The sequence below is a fragment of the Mucilaginibacter sp. PAMB04168 genome (genome assembly GCF_039634365.2).
Lineage (GTDB): Bacteria > Bacteroidota > Bacteroidia > Sphingobacteriales > Sphingobacteriaceae > Mucilaginibacter.
In genome coordinates, this window is the sequence record NZ_CP155079.2 from 3,083,956 (window position 1) to 3,103,642 (window position 19,687).

Annotated in this window: 11 protein-coding genes; 5 read left to right on the plus strand and 6 right to left on the minus strand. The window is 44.0% G+C overall.

Annotated elements, in window-relative coordinates; all coding sequences use genetic code 11:
- Positions 1-83 precede the first annotated feature (83 nt).
- Positions 84-1,232, plus strand: coding sequence for an MFS transporter (locus ABDD94_RS13060; protein WP_345952617.1), 1,149 nt, complete (start codon positions 84-86; stop codon positions 1,230-1,232).
- A gap of 8 nt (positions 1,233-1,240) precedes the next feature.
- On the opposite strand, the gene ABDD94_RS13065 is transcribed toward ABDD94_RS13060, so the two are convergent.
- The 4 genes from ABDD94_RS13065 to ABDD94_RS13080 all read right to left on the minus strand — a co-directional run bounded on the left by ABDD94_RS13065 (position 1,241) and on the right by ABDD94_RS13080 (position 6,743).
- Complete coding sequence (locus ABDD94_RS13065) at positions 1,241-1,924, minus strand: hypothetical protein (protein ID WP_345952618.1); 684 nt, start codon at positions 1,922-1,924, stop codon at positions 1,241-1,243.
- A 125-nt stretch (positions 1,925-2,049) separates the two neighbouring features.
- Positions 2,050-3,720: a sodium/solute symporter gene (locus ABDD94_RS13070; protein ID WP_345952619.1), complete on the minus strand. Its 1,671-nt coding sequence runs from the start codon at positions 3,718-3,720 to the stop codon at positions 2,050-2,052.
- Positions 3,721-3,770: 50 nt separating this feature from the next.
- Positions 3,771-5,102 (minus strand): xylose isomerase, encoded by a 1,332-nt coding sequence (gene xylA / locus ABDD94_RS13075; RefSeq protein WP_345952620.1) that lies wholly within the window; start codon positions 5,100-5,102, stop codon positions 3,771-3,773.
- Positions 5,103-5,231: 129 nt separating this feature from the next.
- Positions 5,232-6,743: an FGGY family carbohydrate kinase gene (locus ABDD94_RS13080; RefSeq protein WP_345952621.1), complete on the minus strand. Its 1,512-nt coding sequence runs from the start codon at positions 6,741-6,743 to the stop codon at positions 5,232-5,234.
- A gap of 382 nt (positions 6,744-7,125) precedes the next feature.
- Here ABDD94_RS13080 and glgX point away from each other — a divergent pair, with 382 nt between their 5' ends.
- From glgX to treY, 3 genes are read left to right on the plus strand one after another with little or no spacing between them, the layout of a single operon-like run.
- Positions 7,126-9,258 carry a glycogen debranching protein GlgX gene (gene glgX / locus ABDD94_RS13085; RefSeq protein ID WP_345952622.1) on the plus strand — a complete coding sequence of 711 codons (2,133 nt, stop codon included), beginning with the start codon at positions 7,126-7,128 and terminating at the stop codon, positions 9,256-9,258.
- Positions 9,242-11,083: a malto-oligosyltrehalose trehalohydrolase gene (treZ, locus tag ABDD94_RS13090; RefSeq protein WP_345952623.1), complete on the plus strand. Its 1,842-nt coding sequence runs from the start codon at positions 9,242-9,244 to the stop codon at positions 11,081-11,083. Before glgX ends, treZ begins: the two co-directional genes overlap by 17 nt.
- Complete coding sequence (gene treY / locus ABDD94_RS13095; protein ID WP_345952624.1) at positions 11,076-15,308, plus strand: malto-oligosyltrehalose synthase; 4,233 nt, start codon at positions 11,076-11,078, stop codon at positions 15,306-15,308. Before treZ ends, treY begins: the two co-directional genes overlap by 8 nt.
- Before the next feature lie 98 nt (positions 15,309-15,406).
- On the opposite strand, the gene ABDD94_RS13100 is transcribed toward treY, so the two are convergent.
- Positions 15,407-16,462: a fatty acid desaturase gene (locus ABDD94_RS13100; RefSeq protein ID WP_345952625.1), complete on the minus strand. Its 1,056-nt coding sequence runs from the start codon at positions 16,460-16,462 to the stop codon at positions 15,407-15,409.
- 113 nt (positions 16,463-16,575) lie between these two features.
- Between ABDD94_RS13100 and ABDD94_RS13105 the strand changes: the two genes are divergently transcribed.
- On the plus strand, positions 16,576-16,794 hold the full coding sequence (locus ABDD94_RS13105; RefSeq protein ID WP_345951635.1) for a hypothetical protein: 219 nt from the start codon (positions 16,576-16,578) through the stop codon (positions 16,792-16,794).
- 54 nt (positions 16,795-16,848) lie between these two features.
- On the opposite strand, the gene ABDD94_RS13110 is transcribed toward ABDD94_RS13105, so the two are convergent.
- Positions 16,849-19,683, minus strand: a complete 2,835-nt coding sequence (locus tag ABDD94_RS13110) for a TonB-dependent receptor (RefSeq protein WP_345952626.1) — start codon at positions 19,681-19,683, stop codon at positions 16,849-16,851.
- Positions 19,684-19,687: the final 4 nt, after the last annotated feature.

The following is a 19,687-nucleotide window of genomic DNA, read 5'->3' on the forward strand; positions in this document are numbered from 1 at the left end:
ATAAAAATACCTTTATACAGCACGTTCCACAATTCTGAAATTCTTTACACCATCACCCCGGTATAATCTTATTTTTGCCGGCAATGACAGAGGTTAGGAACAGGTCGCCGCGGGAGTTGCGGATAGGATGTGCGGTATTTTTTTTTATTTCAGGCTTTGGCTACTCTTCCTGGGCCTCGCGTATACCATCGGTGCAGCAACACCTAAATTTGTCTGAGGCGCAATTAGGAACCTTATTATTTGCTTTGCCTATAGGCCTTATGTTAACCCTGCCGGTTACCGGGCGTTTGTTAAGCCATTATGCCAGCCGCACCATCATGATGATGGGTGCACTGCTTTTCAACATTGTGTTATTCTTTTTAGGCTTAGGAACCGAGGTATGGCAATTCTATATCATTTTATTTGCCTTTGGTGCTGCGCGCAACCTGTTAAACTTGTCGGTTAATGCACAATCGGTAGGTGTACAATCGTTATATACCAAATCTGTAATCACCACCTTTCATGGTATATGGAGCCTGGCTGGCTTTGCCGGGGCTGCTGTTGGCTACCTCATGGTTCGCTTTAATATTGGTTTGTTTTACCACTTGGGCGCAGTTAGTATTTTGCTTTGTATTACATCCTTATATTTTTATTCATATAGCTTTTACGAAAAGCCCAAGCCGGTTGAGCGCAAGCCATTTCTGATACTGCCCGACCGTTACATGCTTAAATTTGCCATCATCTCTTTTGCTTGTATGGCCTGTGAGAATACGATGTATGATTGGAGCGCTATTTATTTTGATAAGGCCATACATGCTGGTCAATCAGCTTCAACGGCAGCCTTTGTTGTTTACATGGTAGCCATGACCACCGGCCGTTTTGCTGGCGACAAATTAGTAGTACTTACTGGCATTAAAAACCTTTTAAATTACAGTGGCTGGTTTATTTTTTGCGGACTTACATTAGCTGTTGCCCTTCCCCACCCTGTTACCGCTGGTTTGGGATTTATACTGGTTGGTTTGGGTGTATCATGCGTTGTGCCGCTGGTTTTCAGTATTGCAGGCAAATCGGCTAAACTAAGCAGCGGTGCCGCTATTGCGTCTATATCTACCATCGGTTATTTTGGTTTTTTACTGGTGCCGCCTGTTATTGGTTACATGGCGCAAGCTTTTGGTATGCGGTGGTCGTTCGGATTGATTGCCTTATTGGGTGGGCTGATTGTGTTGATGGTTAGAAAAATTGAGGAAGAGTAAAATTTCAATTATGTTTTAGAAAGCAGATGCTGTCTATACGCGTCTGCGCCTAATCTTTTAACTGTATTCACATTCAGGATTAAATTATTTGCTTGAATTACTTTTTCTGCAGCTTTAAACCATGCAACTGGTATTCCGTCAATAATTTTTTGGGGAATAAATTGATATCCTACATCATCGCCCTTCTCAACGATTTTTACAGCTTTTGTAGTCTCTTTTACCAATTCAGCGAACTCCTTAAAAAACTGACTGTTATCGATGTCCAAAAGCAAAGACGGCTGATTAAGAAATCTTGGTTCGGCCATTCTTACTACGTCAATAAAATCTGTAACGGCTCCTTCATTTTCAGAACACCACCAAGCATCACCTTTAGATTGCTCCGCATACTCACCTTTTAATAGCTGCTGTCGTTCTTCCAATGTGAGGAACGAACCAACTCTTTTGTAAATCTGCCTGGGTATATCTAATCCTACAAGGCCCCACGTTGTCGTCCGTGATATATAAAATGATGCTGTAAATAAATTATCATAGTACCTAGAGATTGTGAATCCCAAGGTTAGGTAATACTGTTCTTGAATTATCTTGATAAAAAGTCCTTGTGCAGGTGTAATGGTGTCAGGCAACTCTCTATAACCTAATTCTTCCAATCCGGTTTTAGTTGATTTAAGTAGACACGCTTTGTTTAATTTCATAGAGGATGGTCTATCACATAGTAATTTAGAGGAATAGACGGATTTTCAATTTATTATCCAGGTACCACAAAAAAGGCGGCTATCTGGAGAGGTAAGCCGCCTTATATCATTTTGTCAATTAGGGCTTACCAAAGTAAGGTATAAATAGCTACTAAGATACCACAAATGATCAATGAACCGATAGCAAATGAGTTAGAGGTTTTGAACATTGAAGCATCCACATCCAAGCCGTTGGTTTTAACGCCACGAGATGTTTCGATGGTGCTAATGATCCACATACCAATAATACAGATGATAAACACAAAGCCCATACGGTCAAGGAACGGTATCTCGTATAAACCACTGTCGGCACTTTTTACAGCAAAACCAATCGGTTCTAAGAATGACAGATCCATAAACTCTGGTAAAAATTTAAATAATACCGAGAATATGAAACCGCCTATAGTTGCGAAGAGGGCTGCATTTGATGTTGCTTTTTTCCAAAAGAAGCCTAGGATAAACATGGCAAAGATACCCGGGGATACAAATCCTGTATACTCCTGAATAAAGGTAAAGCCACCTTTTTTGTCAATACCCAGGAATGGAGAGATAACCACACCTAATATCATGGCCACAACAACGGTTATTTTACCTACCGTTACCAATTTATAATCCGGCGTTTCAGGCTTCAGCTTTTTGAAAATATCAAGCGTAAATATGGTTGCAATACTGTTTGCTTTACCTGCCAAAGAAGCCACTACTGCCGCTGTTAACGCCGCAAATGATAAGCCTTTAAAGCCGGTTGGCAGTAAGTTTAACAACACCGGATAGGCGTTATCGGGATTAGCTTTTAAGCTATTCTGCGCATCGCCTGCAAACACTTGATCTTTGTATAGCACGTAAGCCGCAATACCAGGCAACACCACAATTAATGGCATCAGTAGTTTCAGGAAAGCTGCAAACAAGATACCGCCACGAGCCGTTTTTAGGTTAGCACCCAGTGCACGTTGGGTAATGTATTGGTTACATCCCCAATAATTTAAGTTCACGATCCACATACCGCCTAAAAGTACAGTTAAGCCCGGCAGGTCAATATATTTAGGATTATCACGTTTTAAGATCATGTGGAAGTGGTCGTTAGCCTTTTCGCTCATCACCTTCAACCCGTTAAATATACCTGTAGTACCATTATGCTCGGCAACCAGCGTAACCGCAATATAGGTGGTTACCAAACCGCCTAGTATGAGGAAGAACACCTGTATTACGTCAGTAAAGCCAATTACCTTCATACCGCCCAGTGTAATAATTACGGCAAAGAATGCAAGCGCAATTAAACACACGGTAAAGTTGATGCCTGAGATACCGTTAACTGCAATTGCACCCAAGTACAAAATAGAGGTAAGATTCACAATTACATACAGCAACAACCAAAACACAGCCATAATCATAGCAACAGTGCTGTTGTAGCGCTGATGCAAAAACTGCGGCATGGTAAAGATTTTATTGCGCAGATAAACCGGAATGAAGAATATTGCCACGATTACCAATGTAATTGCCGCCATCAGCTCGTAAGCTGATACTGCTAACCCCATTGTAAAGCCGTTACCGCTCATGGCCACAAACTGCTCGGCGGATATGTTAGAAGCAATCAGCGATGAACCTATGGCCCACCAGGTTAACGACCCCTCCGCTAAAAAGTAATCTTTAGATGTTGCATCAGCATTACGCTTGCGGCGATATACCCACAAACCATAAACGGCTACAATCAGGAAGTAAATCAGGAATACAGCGTAGTCTCCCGTGGTTAATTCTTTCATTTTTTAAATGTATACTTTGGATTAATTGGTTTAACTGGCAACAAGTATAATTAAATATACCGGTTAATCAAATTTTCGAGATACTCCTGTTTTCCACTAATGGTGGCAGGTTCGCCGTTTTCAATGGCGTAAGCTCTCAAATCTTCTAAAGTAAGCTTGCCTTCCTCAAATTCCTTACCTTTTCCACTGTCGAAAGAGGCATAGCGGTCGGTAACAATTTTGGTATAATCTGATTTTTGCAGAATGTTATCGGCAATGATCAATGCCCTTGCAAACACGTCGGCTCCACCAATGTGCGCATAAAACAAATCGGCCGGATCAGTTGAGTTACGGCGTATCTTGGCATCAAAATTAATACCACCACCTTTTAAGCCGCCGGCACGCAGCAATACCATCATATACTCAGTTACCTCGGTTATATCATTCGGGAACTGATCGGTATCCCAGCCGTTCTGGTAATCGCCGCGATTTGCATCCAGTGAACCCAGTAAGCCAGCATCAGCAGCTACCTGCATCTCATGCTGAAAGGTGTGACCGGCCAGCGTAGCGTGGTTTACTTCCAAATTCAACTTAAAGTCGTTCATCAAATCGTATTTCTGCAAAAAGCTTAAGCAGGTTGCCGCATCATAATCATACTGATGCTTGGTTGGCTCACATGGTTTTGGCTCTAAAAAGAAATTACCGGTGAAACCGTTCTTGCGGGCGTAATCTTTAGCCGCATGTAAAAACTTGGCCAGGTGTTCCTGCTCACGTTGCATGTTGGTGTTTAGCAGGCTCATGTAGCCTTCTCTGCCACCCCAAAACACATAGTTCTCGCCGCCCAAGGCAATGGTTGCATCCAGGGCCGCCTTTACTTGCGCAGCGCCATGCGTTAACACATGAAAATCGGGATTGGTAGCTGCACCGTTCATATAACGCTTGTGCGAAAACAAATTTGCCGTTCCCCACAGTAATTTAATGCCACTGGCTGCTTGCTTCTCTTTGGCGTAATCAACCAGGGTTTGCAGCCTGCGGTCGTTTTCGTTAACATCGTTGGTATAATCAACCACATCTACGTCATGAAAGCAATAGTATGGCAGGCCCAATTTGGTAAAAAACTCAAATGCTGCATCCATCTTATCTTTAGCACGTTCTACCGCATCAGCTTTTTCATCCCAGGCGAAATCATGCGTTGCGCCGCCAAAAGGATCACTACCATTACCGTTAAAAGAATGCCAGTACGAAACGGCAAACTTGAAATGGTCTTTTAAAGATTTGCCTGCTACAATACGGTTTTCGTCATACCAGCGGTAAGCCAATGGATTATCGCTCTCCGGACCTTCGTATTTGATCTGATCAATACCTTGGAAATACTCGCGGTCGCCTGTTAAAATGCTTGCCATTATAATTGTTATTAAGTGTTTGTTTTATATTCAGTTAATTTTGATATATCGAATTGTATAAGAGCCAATTACCTGGCAAAATGATTGTAACATTACACATTAATCGAATGCATAGCTACTAAGCTTGAATTACTTGAGGCTTTCTGTCTCAATGGCTTGTTCTGCAATAAGTTGCTTTTCGAGCAGTAACTTCCATTGCTGGTATACCTCTTCAATTTTGTTACCCGCTTGCGGTTCTATTACCTGCACCTTTTCCATACCGGTAAAGGCTTCGGCCGGTGAGGTGAATATACCTGCGCCAATACCCGCACCTAACGCAGCACCTACGCTGCCGTCGTTGTTATACAATTCAACCGGTACGCCGGTTACGTTTACAAACGTTTCGGCAAATAAATCACTTAAAAAGAGGTTTGCTTTGCCGGCGCGTATTACCGTAGGGTTCATGCCATTTTCGCGCATTATATCCAATCCATAACGGAAAGCGCAGGCTATCCCCTCCTGCACCGCCCTGAATATGTGAGACTGGCCATGCAGGTTTAAATCAATATGATGAAAGTGTACACCTACCAGCTTGTTGTTGAGCATGCGTTCGGCACCGTTACCAAAAGGCAAAATGCGTAAGCCGTTACTGCCAACAGGGGCTTGCCGGGCAAGCTCATTCATTTGGCCGTATCCAATATTAGCGCCGAACAGGTTTTTAGCCCAACGGTTTAAACTACCGGTGCCATTGATGCATAACAGTATGCCTAACCGCTTTTGCTCTTCCGCATAATTAACATGCGCAAAAGTATTTACACGCGATTGCGGGTCGTACGCCAGTTGGTTGCTTACACCGTAAATAACACCCGAAGTTCCGGCTGTAGCAGCCACCTCGCCAGGGTTTAAAACATTTAGGGAAAGTGCGTTATTGGGCTGATCGCCAGCTTTGTAAGCCACCGGTATACCGGCTTTAAGTCTAAGCTGAGAAGCTACAGATGATGTTAAGGTACCATGAGCAGAGAAAACCGGGTTTACTGTTGGTATTAAGTCATCAGCAAAATCAAAGAAACGCATTACATCATCAGAAAGGCCATTTTCTAGGAAATCGTAAAATATCCCCTCAGATAAGGCAGATACCGATGTAGTGATCTCGCCGGTTAACTTCATGGCAATAAAATCACCGGGCAGCATAATTTTGTCTATGCGGGCGTAAAGCTCCGGTTCATTCTCTTTTACCCAAGCCAGCTTGGCCGCCGTAAAGTTACCGGGTGAATTGAGCAAGTGCGACAGGCTTCTTTCCTCACCTATGGCTTCAAAGGCTTTATCTCCGTATTCAACCGCACGGCTATCGCACCAAATAATACTGTTACGCAAAACCTCCTGGTTTTTATCAACCAGTACCAGGCCATGCATCTGGTAGGCTATACCTATCGCAGCTATATCCTGCGGATTGTATAAGCCGGTAGCATGGCACCGTTGAAGAGCCTGCTGAGCCTGCTCCCACCACATATCTGGCGATTGCTCGGCCCAACCCAACTGAAGGGAAATAATGGGTGATTCCGTATCCGGATATTGCGCCGATGCCAGGGCCTTTTGCGAATCAGCATCAACCACCGATACCTTTACGGATGACGTGCCGATATCAATACCTAATAGTAACATGGTTTATGTATATGTAATTTAAATTCAAAAACAGTGGTTAGTGTATCAATTGGGGCTTACAAAAACGAAGGTAATCTAAAATTTTTGCCTTTTGCAATCGATTGTCAAAGATAGTTTGATTTTGTTACCAAGCAAGAGTTAGTGTAAAAAAAACACATCAGTATTCTTCAAATTCAGGATAATTTTTGTAACTAGACGTAAGTGCCGTCCCTAGCATCGGCTCCCTTACAAGTCAGCTCTCGGTTCAATTTACCCTCTGGGCCAATTATTCTGATTGTTACCTGTTAACTATCGATGCTTTCGTCAACTCCAGTTACAACTTTGTTGTGTATTTTTTTTGTGTAAGCCCAAACATTTTTTACGGCAAAACCTTCATTGCTTTATGAAAGTAAATAGTTTTCCGGGCAAGCCATTTCCGTTGGGTGCCACACCAGATAGCAAGGGAGTAAATTTTGCCATTTATGCCAGCAATGCCACTAAAATTGAATTATGTTTATTTAAAACAGCCGATGATGAAATAGAATATACTAAAATAGAGCTCACCGAACGTTCACACTATATTTGGCATACTTATATACCCCACTTAAAACCGGGACAACTGTATGGCTACCGTGTACATGGCCCGTATGAGCCTGAAAATGGCTTACGCTTTAATGCGAACAAGTTACTTATAGATCCCTATGCAAAAGCCATATCGGGTGTTATTAACTGGCACGATGCGCTATTCAATTATGATGTTTACAGCGAAGAGAAAGACTTAAGCTTTAGTGAAACAGACAGCGCGCCTTTTATTCCAAAAAGTGTGGTAGTTGATCCTAAGTTTGACTGGGAAGGCGATTGTCCGCCAAAAACACCTTACCACAGCACCATCATCTACGAAACGCACGTTAAGGGATTCACCAAATTACATCCTGAAATTCCGGAAGAGATCAGGGGTAGCTACGCGGCTATTGGTCATCCGGTTACTATTGAGTATTTAAAAAAGCTGGGTATAACCGCTATTGAGTTGATGCCGGTACATCAGTTTGTGGCCGACAGGCATTTGGTTGAGCAGGGCCTTACTAATTACTGGGGTTACAACACTATCGGCTTTTTTGCGCCTGATGTACGTTATGCCAGCAGTGGCAACTGCGGCGAGCAGGTTACCGAGTTTAAGCAAATGGTAAAGGAACTGCACAAAGCTGGTATTGAAGTAATACTCGACGTGGTATATAACCACACTGCCGAAGGTAACCAGTTAGGTCCAACCTTGTCATTTAAAGGCATTGATAACGAAGGCTACTACCGCCTTACCGAGGATAAGCGCTACTACATGGACTATACCGGCACGGGCAACACGCTAAATGCCAACCTGCCCAACGTACTCCGTTTAATTATGGACAGCCTACGCTACTGGATTACCGAAATGCACGTGGACGGCTTCAGGTTTGACCTTGCCTCTACCCTGGCGCGCGAGTTGCACGAGGTAAACCGTTTGAGCGCTTTCTTTGACATTATCCACCAGGATCCTATTATATCACAGGTAAAGTTAATTGCCGAGCCATGGGATATTGGTGAGGGTGGCTATCAGGTTGGTAAATTCCCGCAGGGATGGGGTGAGTGGAACGGTAAGTACCGCGATTGTGTGCGTGATTACTGGCGTGGTGAGAACAGCACCCTGGCCGAATTTGCATCACGTTTTACCGGCAGCGCCGATTTATATCAGGAAGATTTAAGAAACCCTACAGCCAGTATCAACTTTGTAACCGCACATGACGGCTTCACGCTAAACGACCTGGTATGCTATAACGAAAAACATAACGAAGCTAACGGCGAGGATAATAACGATGGCGAGAGCCACAACCGCTCAAATAATTACGGTGTAGAAGGTCCGACTAATGATCAGGAGATTAATCAGATCCGCGAACAACAAAAAAGGAATTTCATTACCACGTTGTTCCTGTCGCAGGGTGTGCCCATGCTGGTAGCCGGCGATGAAATAAGCCGCACACAGGGGGGTAATAACAATGCCTATTGCCAAGACAATGAAATATCTTGGCTTGATTGGGCCAATGCCGACATGGAGCTGTTCGATTTTACTTCTAAGCTCATACATTTCCGCCGTAAGCACCCGGCTTTCGCTCGTAAGCGCTGGTTCAGAGGAACACCTATTAAAGGAGTGGAAGACATTGCCTGGTTTTTGCCTGAGGGAAGCCAGTTGAGTGACGATCACTGGAATAATGACTTCGCCAAATCGCTGGCTGTGTTTATAAACGGCAGGGCGCTACGCACACGTAACGAGGTTGGTGAAGCTTTAATTGACGATGGGTTCTATGTAATATTTAATGCTCACTGGGAATCAGTGGATTACAAATTGCCTGAAACATTATACGCCAAAAACTGGACGAAGATCATTGACACAACCGAGAATGAAGTGGCCGATGATGAAACTTACGAAGCCGAATCTGTAATTACGGTTAAGGGCCGTTCCATTGTTGTATTACACCATCCGGTAATTTATGACCAAAGCAACTAAAGTAATTGATATACGCCCTGGTATTAGCGTAAACGGTGGCGAGGCCAACGTGTGGTTATGGGCGCCTAAGGCCAAAAGTGCAAGTGTTAAAATACACGAAACAGGCGGTAATTTACCTTTAACGCCTCAAGAATATGGTTACTGGCATATAAGCACCAATCAGCTCAAAGATGGCAGTTTGTACCAAATTGTGCTCGATGGCCAGGACCCCTTGCCCGACCCTGCATCTTTGCACCAGCCGGAAGGTGTACACGGTGCATCGGCCGTGGTTGATCTGAACGCACAGCAATGGACCGACGGCAGCTGGAATAACGTAAACCTGTCAGACTATATCATATACGAACTACACACCGGTACGTTTAGCAACGAAGGCAATTTTGAAGGCATTGAACAAAAGCTGGATTACCTGGTAAGCCTGGGCATTAACGCCATTGAGATTATGCCGGTGGCGCAGTTCCCCGGCAATCGCAACTGGGGATACGATGGTGTGTTTCCGTACGCAGTTCAAAATTCGTACGGTGGCGCCAAGGGCTTACAAAAGCTGGTGAATGCTTGCCATAGTAAAGGACTGGCTGTAGTGTTAGACGTAGTTTATAATCACTTAGGCCCCGAGGGTAATTACTTTAACGAATACGGGCCCTACTTTACTGATAAATATAATACGCCTTGGGGCAACGCCGTAAATTTCGACGATGCAGGTAGTGATGCTGTAAGGCATTATTTTATCGAAAACGTACTGATGTGGTTCCGCGATTTTCACATTGATGCCTTGCGGATGGATGCCGTGCACGCCATCAAAGATTTCGGAGCGCAACATATTTTGGCCGAAATTAAAAGCCGTGTTGACGAACTGATGGCGCAAACCGGCAAACGGCACTACCTCATTATAGAATGTGATTTGAACGACACCCGCTTTATCAACCCGCTTGATAAGGCCGGGTTTGGTATGGACAGCCAGTGGATCGATGAATTTCATCATGCTCTGCGCATTACAGCTGGCGGAGAGCAAACGGGCTACTACAGCGATTTTAACGGCATTGCCGATCTGGCTAAGTCATACAATGATGCTTATGTGTACGATGGGCAGTATTCGCCGCACCGCGATAAACATTTCGGTATAAAAGCGACAGATAATCCGGGACAGCAATTCATCGTTTTCTCACAAAATCATGACCAGGTGGGCAACCGCATGCTTGGCGAACGCAGCAGCGAGTTGTTCAGCTTCGAGATGCAAAAACTGATGGCCGGTGCCGTATTGACTGCGCCCTACCTGCCTATGCTGTTTATGGGTGAAGAATGGAGCGAGCCAAACCGCTTTATGTACTTTGTAAGCCATACTGATGCTGAACTGGCAGAGGCGGTACGCAAAGGCCGTAAAGCTGAGTTTGCAGCATTTCATGCTCAGGGCGAAGCGCCCGATCCTGTGGCCGAGGAAACTTTTAATAATTCGAAGCTGCAATGGAATTTAACCGAGGGGGGGCAGCACCAAATTATGCTCAACTTTTACCGCCAACTGATAGCTTTACGCAAACAGCTGCCGGTATTACATATTTTAGACCGCAAGCGGTTAAATGCGACAGCTAATGAGGAACAAAAAACGCTGATTTTGCACCGTAAACACCACTCGCAGGAAGCTGTCATTCTCATGAACTTTTCTGTTAACATACAGACTGTATATTTACCCGATACAACATCATCCTGGAACAAACAATTTGACTCAGCAGACGCACAATGGAACGGACCAAAACCGGCAGCCAATACATTGGCCGCAGGCACAAGCGTTCAGTTACAACCCGAGTCTTTTTTAATATATATCAATGAATAACCCTGTTGCTACCTATCGAATTCAGTTTCATTCGGCATTTACGTTTGATGAATTTGAACGCATCATTCCTTACCTGCAAAAGCTTGGCGTAAGTACTATTTATGCTTCACCAGTTTTTGAAGCGGCGCCAGGCAGCACGCATGGCTACGATGGCGTAAACCCGCACCACATCAATCCAGAGGTGGGTACCGAAAAGCAACTCAAAACCATTAGCCAAAAGCTAAAGCAAAATAACATCGGCTGGCTGCAAGATATTGTGCCTAATCATATGGGGTTTCATCAAAACAACCCTTGGTTAATGGATCTGCTCGAAAAAGGCAAAATGTCCTTATATGCTAATTTTTTTGATGCCGTTTGGACCAGTGCCTTATTCAGAGATGAACCTTTAATGGTTCCTTTTTTGGGCAGCCCGCTTGAAGAAGTTATCAAAAATAATGAGATTACGGTTGATTTCCAGCCACAGCAGGGACTTGTGCTGCAATATTATGACAATTATTATCCTCTAAGTCCGGCATCCTATCCACAAATTTTACAAGCAACCGGTGCAGAAGTGCCGCAAGCACTTCAAACTCTAGTAAAGCAGGTAAGCGGTGTACAGCAAATTACCGAGGCCGGAAGCTGCGCACTAAAATGGTCGGCCTGGAAACAGCGATTGATTAAGGCTTTAAAAGATGAAGAAGTAAAGCGATACTTTGATCAATGCTTATCAGCTGTTAATAACGATAAGGAAAAGTTAAATCAGTTGGCTAACAGCCAGGCTTACCGGCTGTGTAGCTGGCAGGAAACAGATAAGAGCATTAACTTTCGCCGATTCTTTACAGTAAACAGCCTTATATGTCTTAACATTCAGGACAAGGCCGTATTTGACCACTTTCATCGCCAGATCAAAAACCTGGTAGAGAACGGAACATTCCAAGGGTTGCGTATCGACCACATTGACGGCTTGTACGACCCTACCCAATACCTGGAACGCCTGCGCGAGCTGGCGGGCGAAGATACTTACATTGTAGCCGAAAAAATACTAGAAGAAGGCGAAGAACTGCCCGAACATTGGCCTATTCAAGGTACGTCCGGCTACGACTTTTTAGCACAGGTAAACAATGTACTAACCAACCAAACGGCCGAAAAGCGCTTCACTGCATTTTACAGACACTTGGTTGGCAGCGAGCAACCCGTACCCGAACAAATTGCCGAAAAGAAAGCTTACATCTTATCGCAACATATGGGCGGTGAGTTGGAAAACTTGTATCAGCTGTTTAACAAACTTAAATTAGCCGATAAAAAGCTTTTAACCGGACTTGACGGAAAAAGCATAAAAGATGCAATCGGTCAGCTGTTGATCTACTGCCCTATCTATCGTTATTACGGTAACCAGTTACCGCTGCAAGGCAAAGAATACAGCGCTGTAAAATCGCTGTTTAAGCAAGCAAAAAAGCAGCAGCCAGAATTGAAGGCTGCGTTGAACCTGCTGGAGGTAGTTTTGCTGGAAAAACCAAAGCTGGGCAATAACGATTACAACAAACGAGCGTTACAATTTTATCAGCGGCTAACACAGTTTAGCGGTCCCTTAATGGCTAAAGGCGTTGAGGATACATTAATGTACACCTATAACCGCTTTATTGGGCATAACGAGGTTGGCGATGCGCCCGATGCTTTTGGTGTGAGTGTTAAGCACTTCCATCAGCTCATGACACAGCGGCAAAAGCTTTGGCCACTGGCAATAAACGGCACCTCCACCCATGATACTAAACGCGGCGAAGATGTACGCGCCCGTTTAAACGTATTGACCGATCTATCCAAAACCTGGTTTAAAACGGTTAAGCAATGGCAGGAACTCAATGCTGGCTTAAAGCACGACAACGCACCTGATGCCAATGACGAATATTTCATCTATCAAACAATTGCAGGCGCCTACCCCATGCCCGGCGAACCGGATGATGACTTTGCCAACCGACTACAGGAGTATTTGACGAAGGCGTTACGTGAGGCTAAAGCACACTCAGACTGGGCTAATCCTAACGAAGCTTACGAACAGGCTACGCTCAATTTTGCAGCAGCATTGCTGGATACCGACAGCGAATTTTGGGCCTCATTTGAGAAACTGCAGGAAAAGATAGCCGACCATGGCATCATCAACTCACTCTCACAGGTTTTGCTTAAGTTTACCTGCCCTGGCATACCTGATGTTTACCAGGGCTGTGAGTTGTGGGATTTTAGTTTGGTTGACCCGGATAACCGCAGACCAGTTGACTATGAAAAGCGTGGTGAATTTTTAAATGACATTATCAGTAACATTCATAACGAAGACCAGGTAGAACAGCTTTGGCAAAACCGGTACAACGGCCAAATTAAGCAATGGCTTACTTATAAATTATTTATTAAAAGGCAGCAGTCGGCCGATTTGTTTGCACAGGGTAGTTACATACCACTGCGTGTAAAAGGTGCCTACCAGGATTATGTAATGGCCTTTGCACGCCGTTACCAGCAACAATGGTACGTTACTGTTGTACCGCTCCACCTGGCCGAATTATGCCGCGAGCAAGACCGCGACCTGAAGAACCTGAAGTGGAAAAACACACGCATATTATTACCCGAAGAAGCGCCATCATCCTGGAAAAACGTCCTGTCGGGCGCTGAAGGGAAAATAGACAGTAGCAGCATCCGCATTAAAGATGTATTCGGTGAGTTGCCTATAGCTCTACTTAAACTCGAACATCAGGAAAACACAAGAGGCGCTGGTATACTGATGCATATCACTTCGCTCCCATCACCTTTCGGTATTGGAGACATGGGGCCAGAGGCTTATAACTTTGCCGACTTTTTAAGCAGGGCGGCGCAAAAGTACTGGCAATTGCTGCCGCTTAATCCCACAGGGCCCGAGCAAAACTTTTCGCCGTACAGTTCGGTAAGCAGCATGGCCGGAAATCCATTGCTTATCAGTCCAGAACTATTGCTACAAGCCGGTTTACTTACCGATGGAGATCTGAAGGATTCGCATTTGGACGTAAAAGAGCAAGTAGATTTCCGCAAAGCTTTGAAACACAAGAGCGAATTGCTTAGCCAGGCGTATCAAAATTTCAAAAGCGGAAATTTCAGCGTCTTAAACCAGCAATTTCAAAAGTTTTGTGAACGCGAGGCTTACTGGTTAAATGACTTTGCCTTGTACATAGCCATTAAACAGCATCATGATAACAAAGCATGGTATGAGTGGCCTATAGATTTGCGCCAGCGCAAAACTGCTGCGCTTAAACGCTACGCCGTACAAAATGACGCCGAAATTGAGCAGGTGAAATGGATACAGTTCATTTTTAATGAGCAATGGCTGGCTTTAAAAAATTACTGTCATATACAAAACATCAAGCTATTTGGCGATCTGCCATTTTACGTAAGTCATGATTCGGTTGATGTTTGGGCTAACCCCGAAAGCTTTAGCCTCGATGCTGAAGGTCAAATGATAGGTATAGCCGGCGTTCCGCCCGACTACTTTAATGCGGATGGCCAACTGTGGGGCATGCCTGTTTACCGTTGGGATGTTATGAAGGCGCGCAACTACGACTGGTGGATTAAGCGCCTACGCAAAAACATGGAGCAGTTTGACCTCATAAGGCTCGATCACTTCCGTGCATTTTCGGCCTACTGGGATGTGCCCGCCGGTGAGGAAACGGCCAAAAACGGCAAATGGAGAACCGGTCCTGCAAGCGACTTTTTTAGAGTTGTTAAAGAAGCATTAGGCAGTTTACCGTTCGTGGCAGAAGACCTGGGGGATATTGACGCTCCTGTTTTTGAATTGCGTGATGAGTTTGCATTTCCGGGTATGAAAGTGCTACAATTTGCCTTTGGCGATGAACTGCCAGACTCGTTGTACATTCCGCATAATTACCAGGAGAACTATTTGGTTTATACCGGTACACATGATAATAACACAACGGTAGGTTGGTATAACCAGGATGCTAATAAGAACGTACGTAAGCAAATAGAGCAGTATACGGGTCAATCGGTTAAAGCTAAAAACATTCATGCAGTACTGGCTCGCACCGCTTATGCTTCAACAGCTAAAATAGCCATACTGCCCATACAGGATGTAATAGGACTTGACGAAAGCGCCCGTATGAACAACCCGTCATCGGCGAAAGATAACTGGGGCTGGCGTTTACTACCGGCCTACCTAAAGCCCGATGAAGAAGAGCGCTTACGGGAATGGGCGAAGCTGTACAACCGCCTATAAAGGTTTATTGGATGCGTGCAGATATAAACTGCAAATCAGCAATCAGCATTAACAACAAAGGATGTGAAAATTCACATCCTTTGTTTGGTTTACTTTTCTTAGCCTATTACTTTATCCAGTACTACGTCTTTAGCCTTTTTTAGTGGATGGTAATATTCTTTTAAAAACTTCTTTTTAGAATCGTGATACTCTGTAATACCGCCCATTAAACTAAGGAGTTTGATGTAACACCACGCCAAATCTACCTGATGCGGTAAAAATCCGGAACGGGCGCTTTTAGGGTATAAATGATGGTTGTTATGCCATTCGCCGGCTACAATACCAGGCCAGATCTGGTTAATAGACATATCACTGCGGTTATAATCTGTTCCTTCGCGGCGCTTATCTTCGCCTTTACCGTGGCCTTCATAATTAAAGGTACGTACGCCTACAGCCCAAAAGCCGGCAGCACCAAATAAAGTACAGGCAAGCGGGTGTCCGCCAATCATATAAAACACGAAGTACCAAAATCCCCAGTTAAGCAGTATACCGCCAATAGTACGCATAGGATTAGCCAAAGTACCCCACTTTTGATATTGCGTATAAGTATTAGATATTTGCCCGGTGTGCTGCATTAATTTAACGCAACGATTGTACGCGTTTTCGTCCATATTACGGGCAATAGGCTGGTGATTTACGTCGGCCAAAAAACAATACAAAAACCCGCCCTGCGCATTGTAAGGATCACCTGGCTGGTCTGATTTGGCATGATGCACGTGGTGCGAGATCACATATATTTCTTCGGGAATAATTTTAAGAGTAATATTCTGCGTAATGAAACGCCAAACCGGGTTACGAAACTTAAAGGCCCTGTGGGTACAATAGCGGTGGTACCAAACTGTGCCATGCGAACCCATTACCACCATGCTGTAAACTGCGGCTACGGCTAATATTTTAAGGCTAAAAAACTTAAAGATAAAAAGAAAAAGCGGCACCGCCAGGCAAACAATCATCATCCAACTGGTAAAAGACAACCAGTTCTTCTTCGTCTTAAAGATGTTTAATCTTTTAAAAAACTCCCTGAATATATCTCCGGCTTTTGGCTTTGATAAATTTCCGTCTCCGTCTGTCCAACCATAAGAAGGCTGTTCTAACACACTATCTATAAATGCCATAAATCCTGGGTATCTGTTTTAAACTAATTAGTGGTCTGTAAGGTAGGTAAATTATTTGGACTATTTCTAAATTTGTTTACAACCTTGCGCGGTATTAAGCGTTATTTAGCATTATGGAAGACTTTGGAATAACACTGGCTGTAAACGGCCAGCAAATAGCAGCTACCGTGCATCCGCATATTGAAGGCGAAAGCACTTATTATGATATTGTAACTGATGATTTTACCATCAGCATTTACAAAGATACCATGTACACCTGGGCTGCCGATGTGAATGCAGGCTTCAGCAATGAGGAAATACAAACCATTGGCGAGCAGCTGAACGATTATTAATAAAAAATGGATTCTGTTCTCACAGAAGCCATTTTTTATATTGATTATATGCTTTTAATAAAAGCTGCCATCTCCCCTTCTACGCATTGGCCGGCCGTTACGGCTTGGCGAGCCCGACCATTTTTGAAGGTTGGTGCGCACGCTAAACATAAAATAACGACTAAGGGCATTTGATAATGTATTTGTATAGCCGTTATCATTAATAACCTGGTTGGTAAAGTTATTTTGCTTTAAAATATCGAATACTTGTATCCTGAAAGTAAGGTTACGGCGCGCTAGAAAATCTTTTTCGATATACCCGTTTATAACCAGCGGATTACTTGAAACACTTTGCTGAATATTACCTCCGATGAAGTTTTTACTTGCTTCGTAGCCAATAGTCAAAGACCTTTCTTTCATTAAAAAGAAGCGTCCGTCTATAGCGAGTGCCGTACGCTGCAACGTTGTTGTTGATGTGCTGCCCACTGTAAGAAACGTTTTGGTATAATCATAAGAAATAAACGGATTAACCTCTATTGATTCGTTGGGGTTAATGCGCGGGCCAAAGCGCTGGTTTAAACGCCATGCATTGGTTGTGGTAGGTAAGTTATCAACCATAGCCAGGCTGTGGTTAAAAGTTACACTGCCATTTAATGATAAGTTATACTTACGATCGGCCAGTTGCTTAGCTAAATTATAGTTACCCCCGGCACTATAAGAACCGCTAAGGTTAACGTAATTAGTTTGGTTAATGTATGCTCTTTTGTTAGGATCGGCAGGGTCGAGTATCCTTACGTTATTGGTTGCAATTTGATTGCGAACGGTACTTCCGTACAAATTAACTGATATGTTAAACTTTGAATTAGAGAGGTAGTTGTTATACTGTGCATTTACATTATGCCTGAAAGAGACCTTCAAGTTGGGGTTACCCACAATAGGATTTTGCCTGTTAGATGTATCTATGATGGGTTGTATTTGTGTAAATGATGGCTCAACCGGGCTGCCCGAATAGTTGATGGACGCCCTATGCTGCCTTGACCACTGGTATTGAAAACGTGCAATGGGAATTACAAAAAAATTATTTCTTGTTGTTCTGATATTGCCCCTGCTTACATTGTCGCCGGTAAGGCTGGTAGGCACCGCAGTAACACCGAACGACAAGTTATATTTTGTTTGATTAAGCCGATAGTTGAAAGCTAAACGCGATTCTGTAAAGGCATAATTATATACATTGTTTAAGCCTTCGCCCATGGGCAGTCGTAAACCGCTGGGTGCTATACTATCTGTTAAAGCATTGTTGTCATATCCGCGGTAATTAATTTGGGCATTAAATTCAAACTGTGATATTAAAGACAAGGGCTCAACGTAAGTTACGCTCGTTCTAAAATTACGCGTGAGATTGTCACGTGTAATAAGCCGGTGTGTATTTAAATTTCCAGTAACTAAACCCAGATTGTTTTTATAGCCAATAAGCGTGTTTTGCTCATTATCTTGCTGCTGATTGGTGTGGTTATAGCTTAATTGGATTGACGCATTACGCCGTGGTTTCTTAAATATATGCTGATAAAAAATTATTCCTCCAAAATTAGGTGTCGTGTTGGAGCTGATGTTGCTTCCATTATTGTTCTGAAACCGCAAGCCGCTATCAGCCCTGCTTGAGTTGCTGCTGGCACTACTACTGTTGATGTTAATAGTTGGAGTAACCCTTAAAAAGTTAGCGCTATCGGGGCTGTACTCAAACTCAAAACTGAAGTTGTGCTGTTTGTTGTTATTAAGCTGATTGCTGTTTCTAACAAAAAAAAGTGTATCTGATTGAGCCGTTCCATTGGGTAAACGGCTTTGATAATAGCTCTGACCGTAACTGTTATTTACAGAATTTACGTTAGTATAGTTATAACGATAATTCATGTTCACCTCAATTTTAGGGGTCCACTGATCGCGGTAGGTAATGCTCGGGCTTCCTGATGTCGTCGTTCCGCCAGATCCTGTAGCGCCGGGAGCACCGTTATTGCCACCACCACCTGCTCCACCGGCTATGCCACTTGAGGCCACGCCATTTACGGTGTTTCTGAAGTTGCCATTTATATTCAACACCTTATTACCATCCCGTCTTTCGAGTGCAACACGGCTTTCGTACCTGCTGTTGTTGCCTCCGCCGGCATTTATCCGCGCCGTATTACCTACAGACCGGTCAGCGCGGGTTGTTATGTTTAATACTTTTTGTGGATCTCCATCCTTAATACCGGTACGAGCGGCTTGGTCGCCATAATCATCCACAACCTGTATTTTTTCCACCACGTCTGCTCCTAACGATTGGATAGCCCTGGCTAAATCGCCGCCGGCATAATCCTTTCCATTTAGTTTAGCTTTAGTAATTTGCTGACCTTGATGCGTTACCGAGCCATCGCTGCCCACTTCCATACCTTCCATCTTCTTTAATAACTCGTCGACTGTAGCATTAGGCCTTACTTTGTAATCGCTTGCACGGTACTCAACGGTATCGGTTTTGTAAGTGATGCTGGGTGCGTTAACTACTACTGCCGCTAACTGATTGGATTGAGCTCCCAGAATTATAGGATCGAGTACCAGGCGGGCCACGGCATCGTTATTAAGCATGCGCCTCACCAGTGGCTTAAAGCCAATACTTGTGATGCTCAGCACAAACGTAGCCGACTTTATATTTTTAAATACAAAAATGCCATCGGCATTTGTGGTCGTTACGGTGCTATCGGTAGCTGTTTTTAATTTTACGGTAGCACCTATTATGGCTTCGTCAGTACTGTCTTTGACAATACCGCTGACCTCGCGAACAGGCAAGGGCGGCCGGGCATTGCCACCACGGGCTGGCACCTGCGCAAACAGTTTGGCCGCGAATAAAATAAAGGTAATTATCAGTAAGGTTTGTTTCATGTGT

Bases quoted from the DNA above. Each gene is read 5' to 3' on its own strand.
- ABDD94_RS13060 (WP_345952617.1), top strand. From the start codon at position 84: ATGACAGAGGTTAGGAACAGGTCGCCGCGGGAGTTGCGGATAGGATGT.
- ABDD94_RS13065 (WP_345952618.1), bottom strand. From the start codon at position 1,924: ATGAAATTAAACAAAGCGTGTCTACTTAAATCAACTAAAACCGGATTG.
- ABDD94_RS13070 (WP_345952619.1), bottom strand. From the start codon at position 3,720: ATGAAAGAATTAACCACGGGAGACTACGCTGTATTCCTGATTTACTTC.
- xylA (WP_345952620.1), bottom strand. From the start codon at position 5,102: ATGGCAAGCATTTTAACAGGCGACCGCGAGTATTTCCAAGGTATTGAT.
- ABDD94_RS13080 (WP_345952621.1), bottom strand. From the start codon at position 6,743: ATGTTACTATTAGGTATTGATATCGGCACGTCATCCGTAAAGGTATCG.
- glgX (WP_345952622.1), top strand. From the start codon at position 7,126: ATGAAAGTAAATAGTTTTCCGGGCAAGCCATTTCCGTTGGGTGCCACA.
- treZ (WP_345952623.1), top strand. From the start codon at position 9,242: ATGACCAAAGCAACTAAAGTAATTGATATACGCCCTGGTATTAGCGTA.
- treY (WP_345952624.1), top strand. From the start codon at position 11,076: ATGAATAACCCTGTTGCTACCTATCGAATTCAGTTTCATTCGGCATTT.
- ABDD94_RS13100 (WP_345952625.1), bottom strand. From the start codon at position 16,462: ATGGCATTTATAGATAGTGTGTTAGAACAGCCTTCTTATGGTTGGACA.
- ABDD94_RS13105 (WP_345951635.1), top strand. From the start codon at position 16,576: ATGGAAGACTTTGGAATAACACTGGCTGTAAACGGCCAGCAAATAGCA.
- ABDD94_RS13110 (WP_345952626.1), bottom strand. From the start codon at position 19,683: ATGAAACAAACCTTACTGATAATTACCTTTATTTTATTCGCGGCCAAA.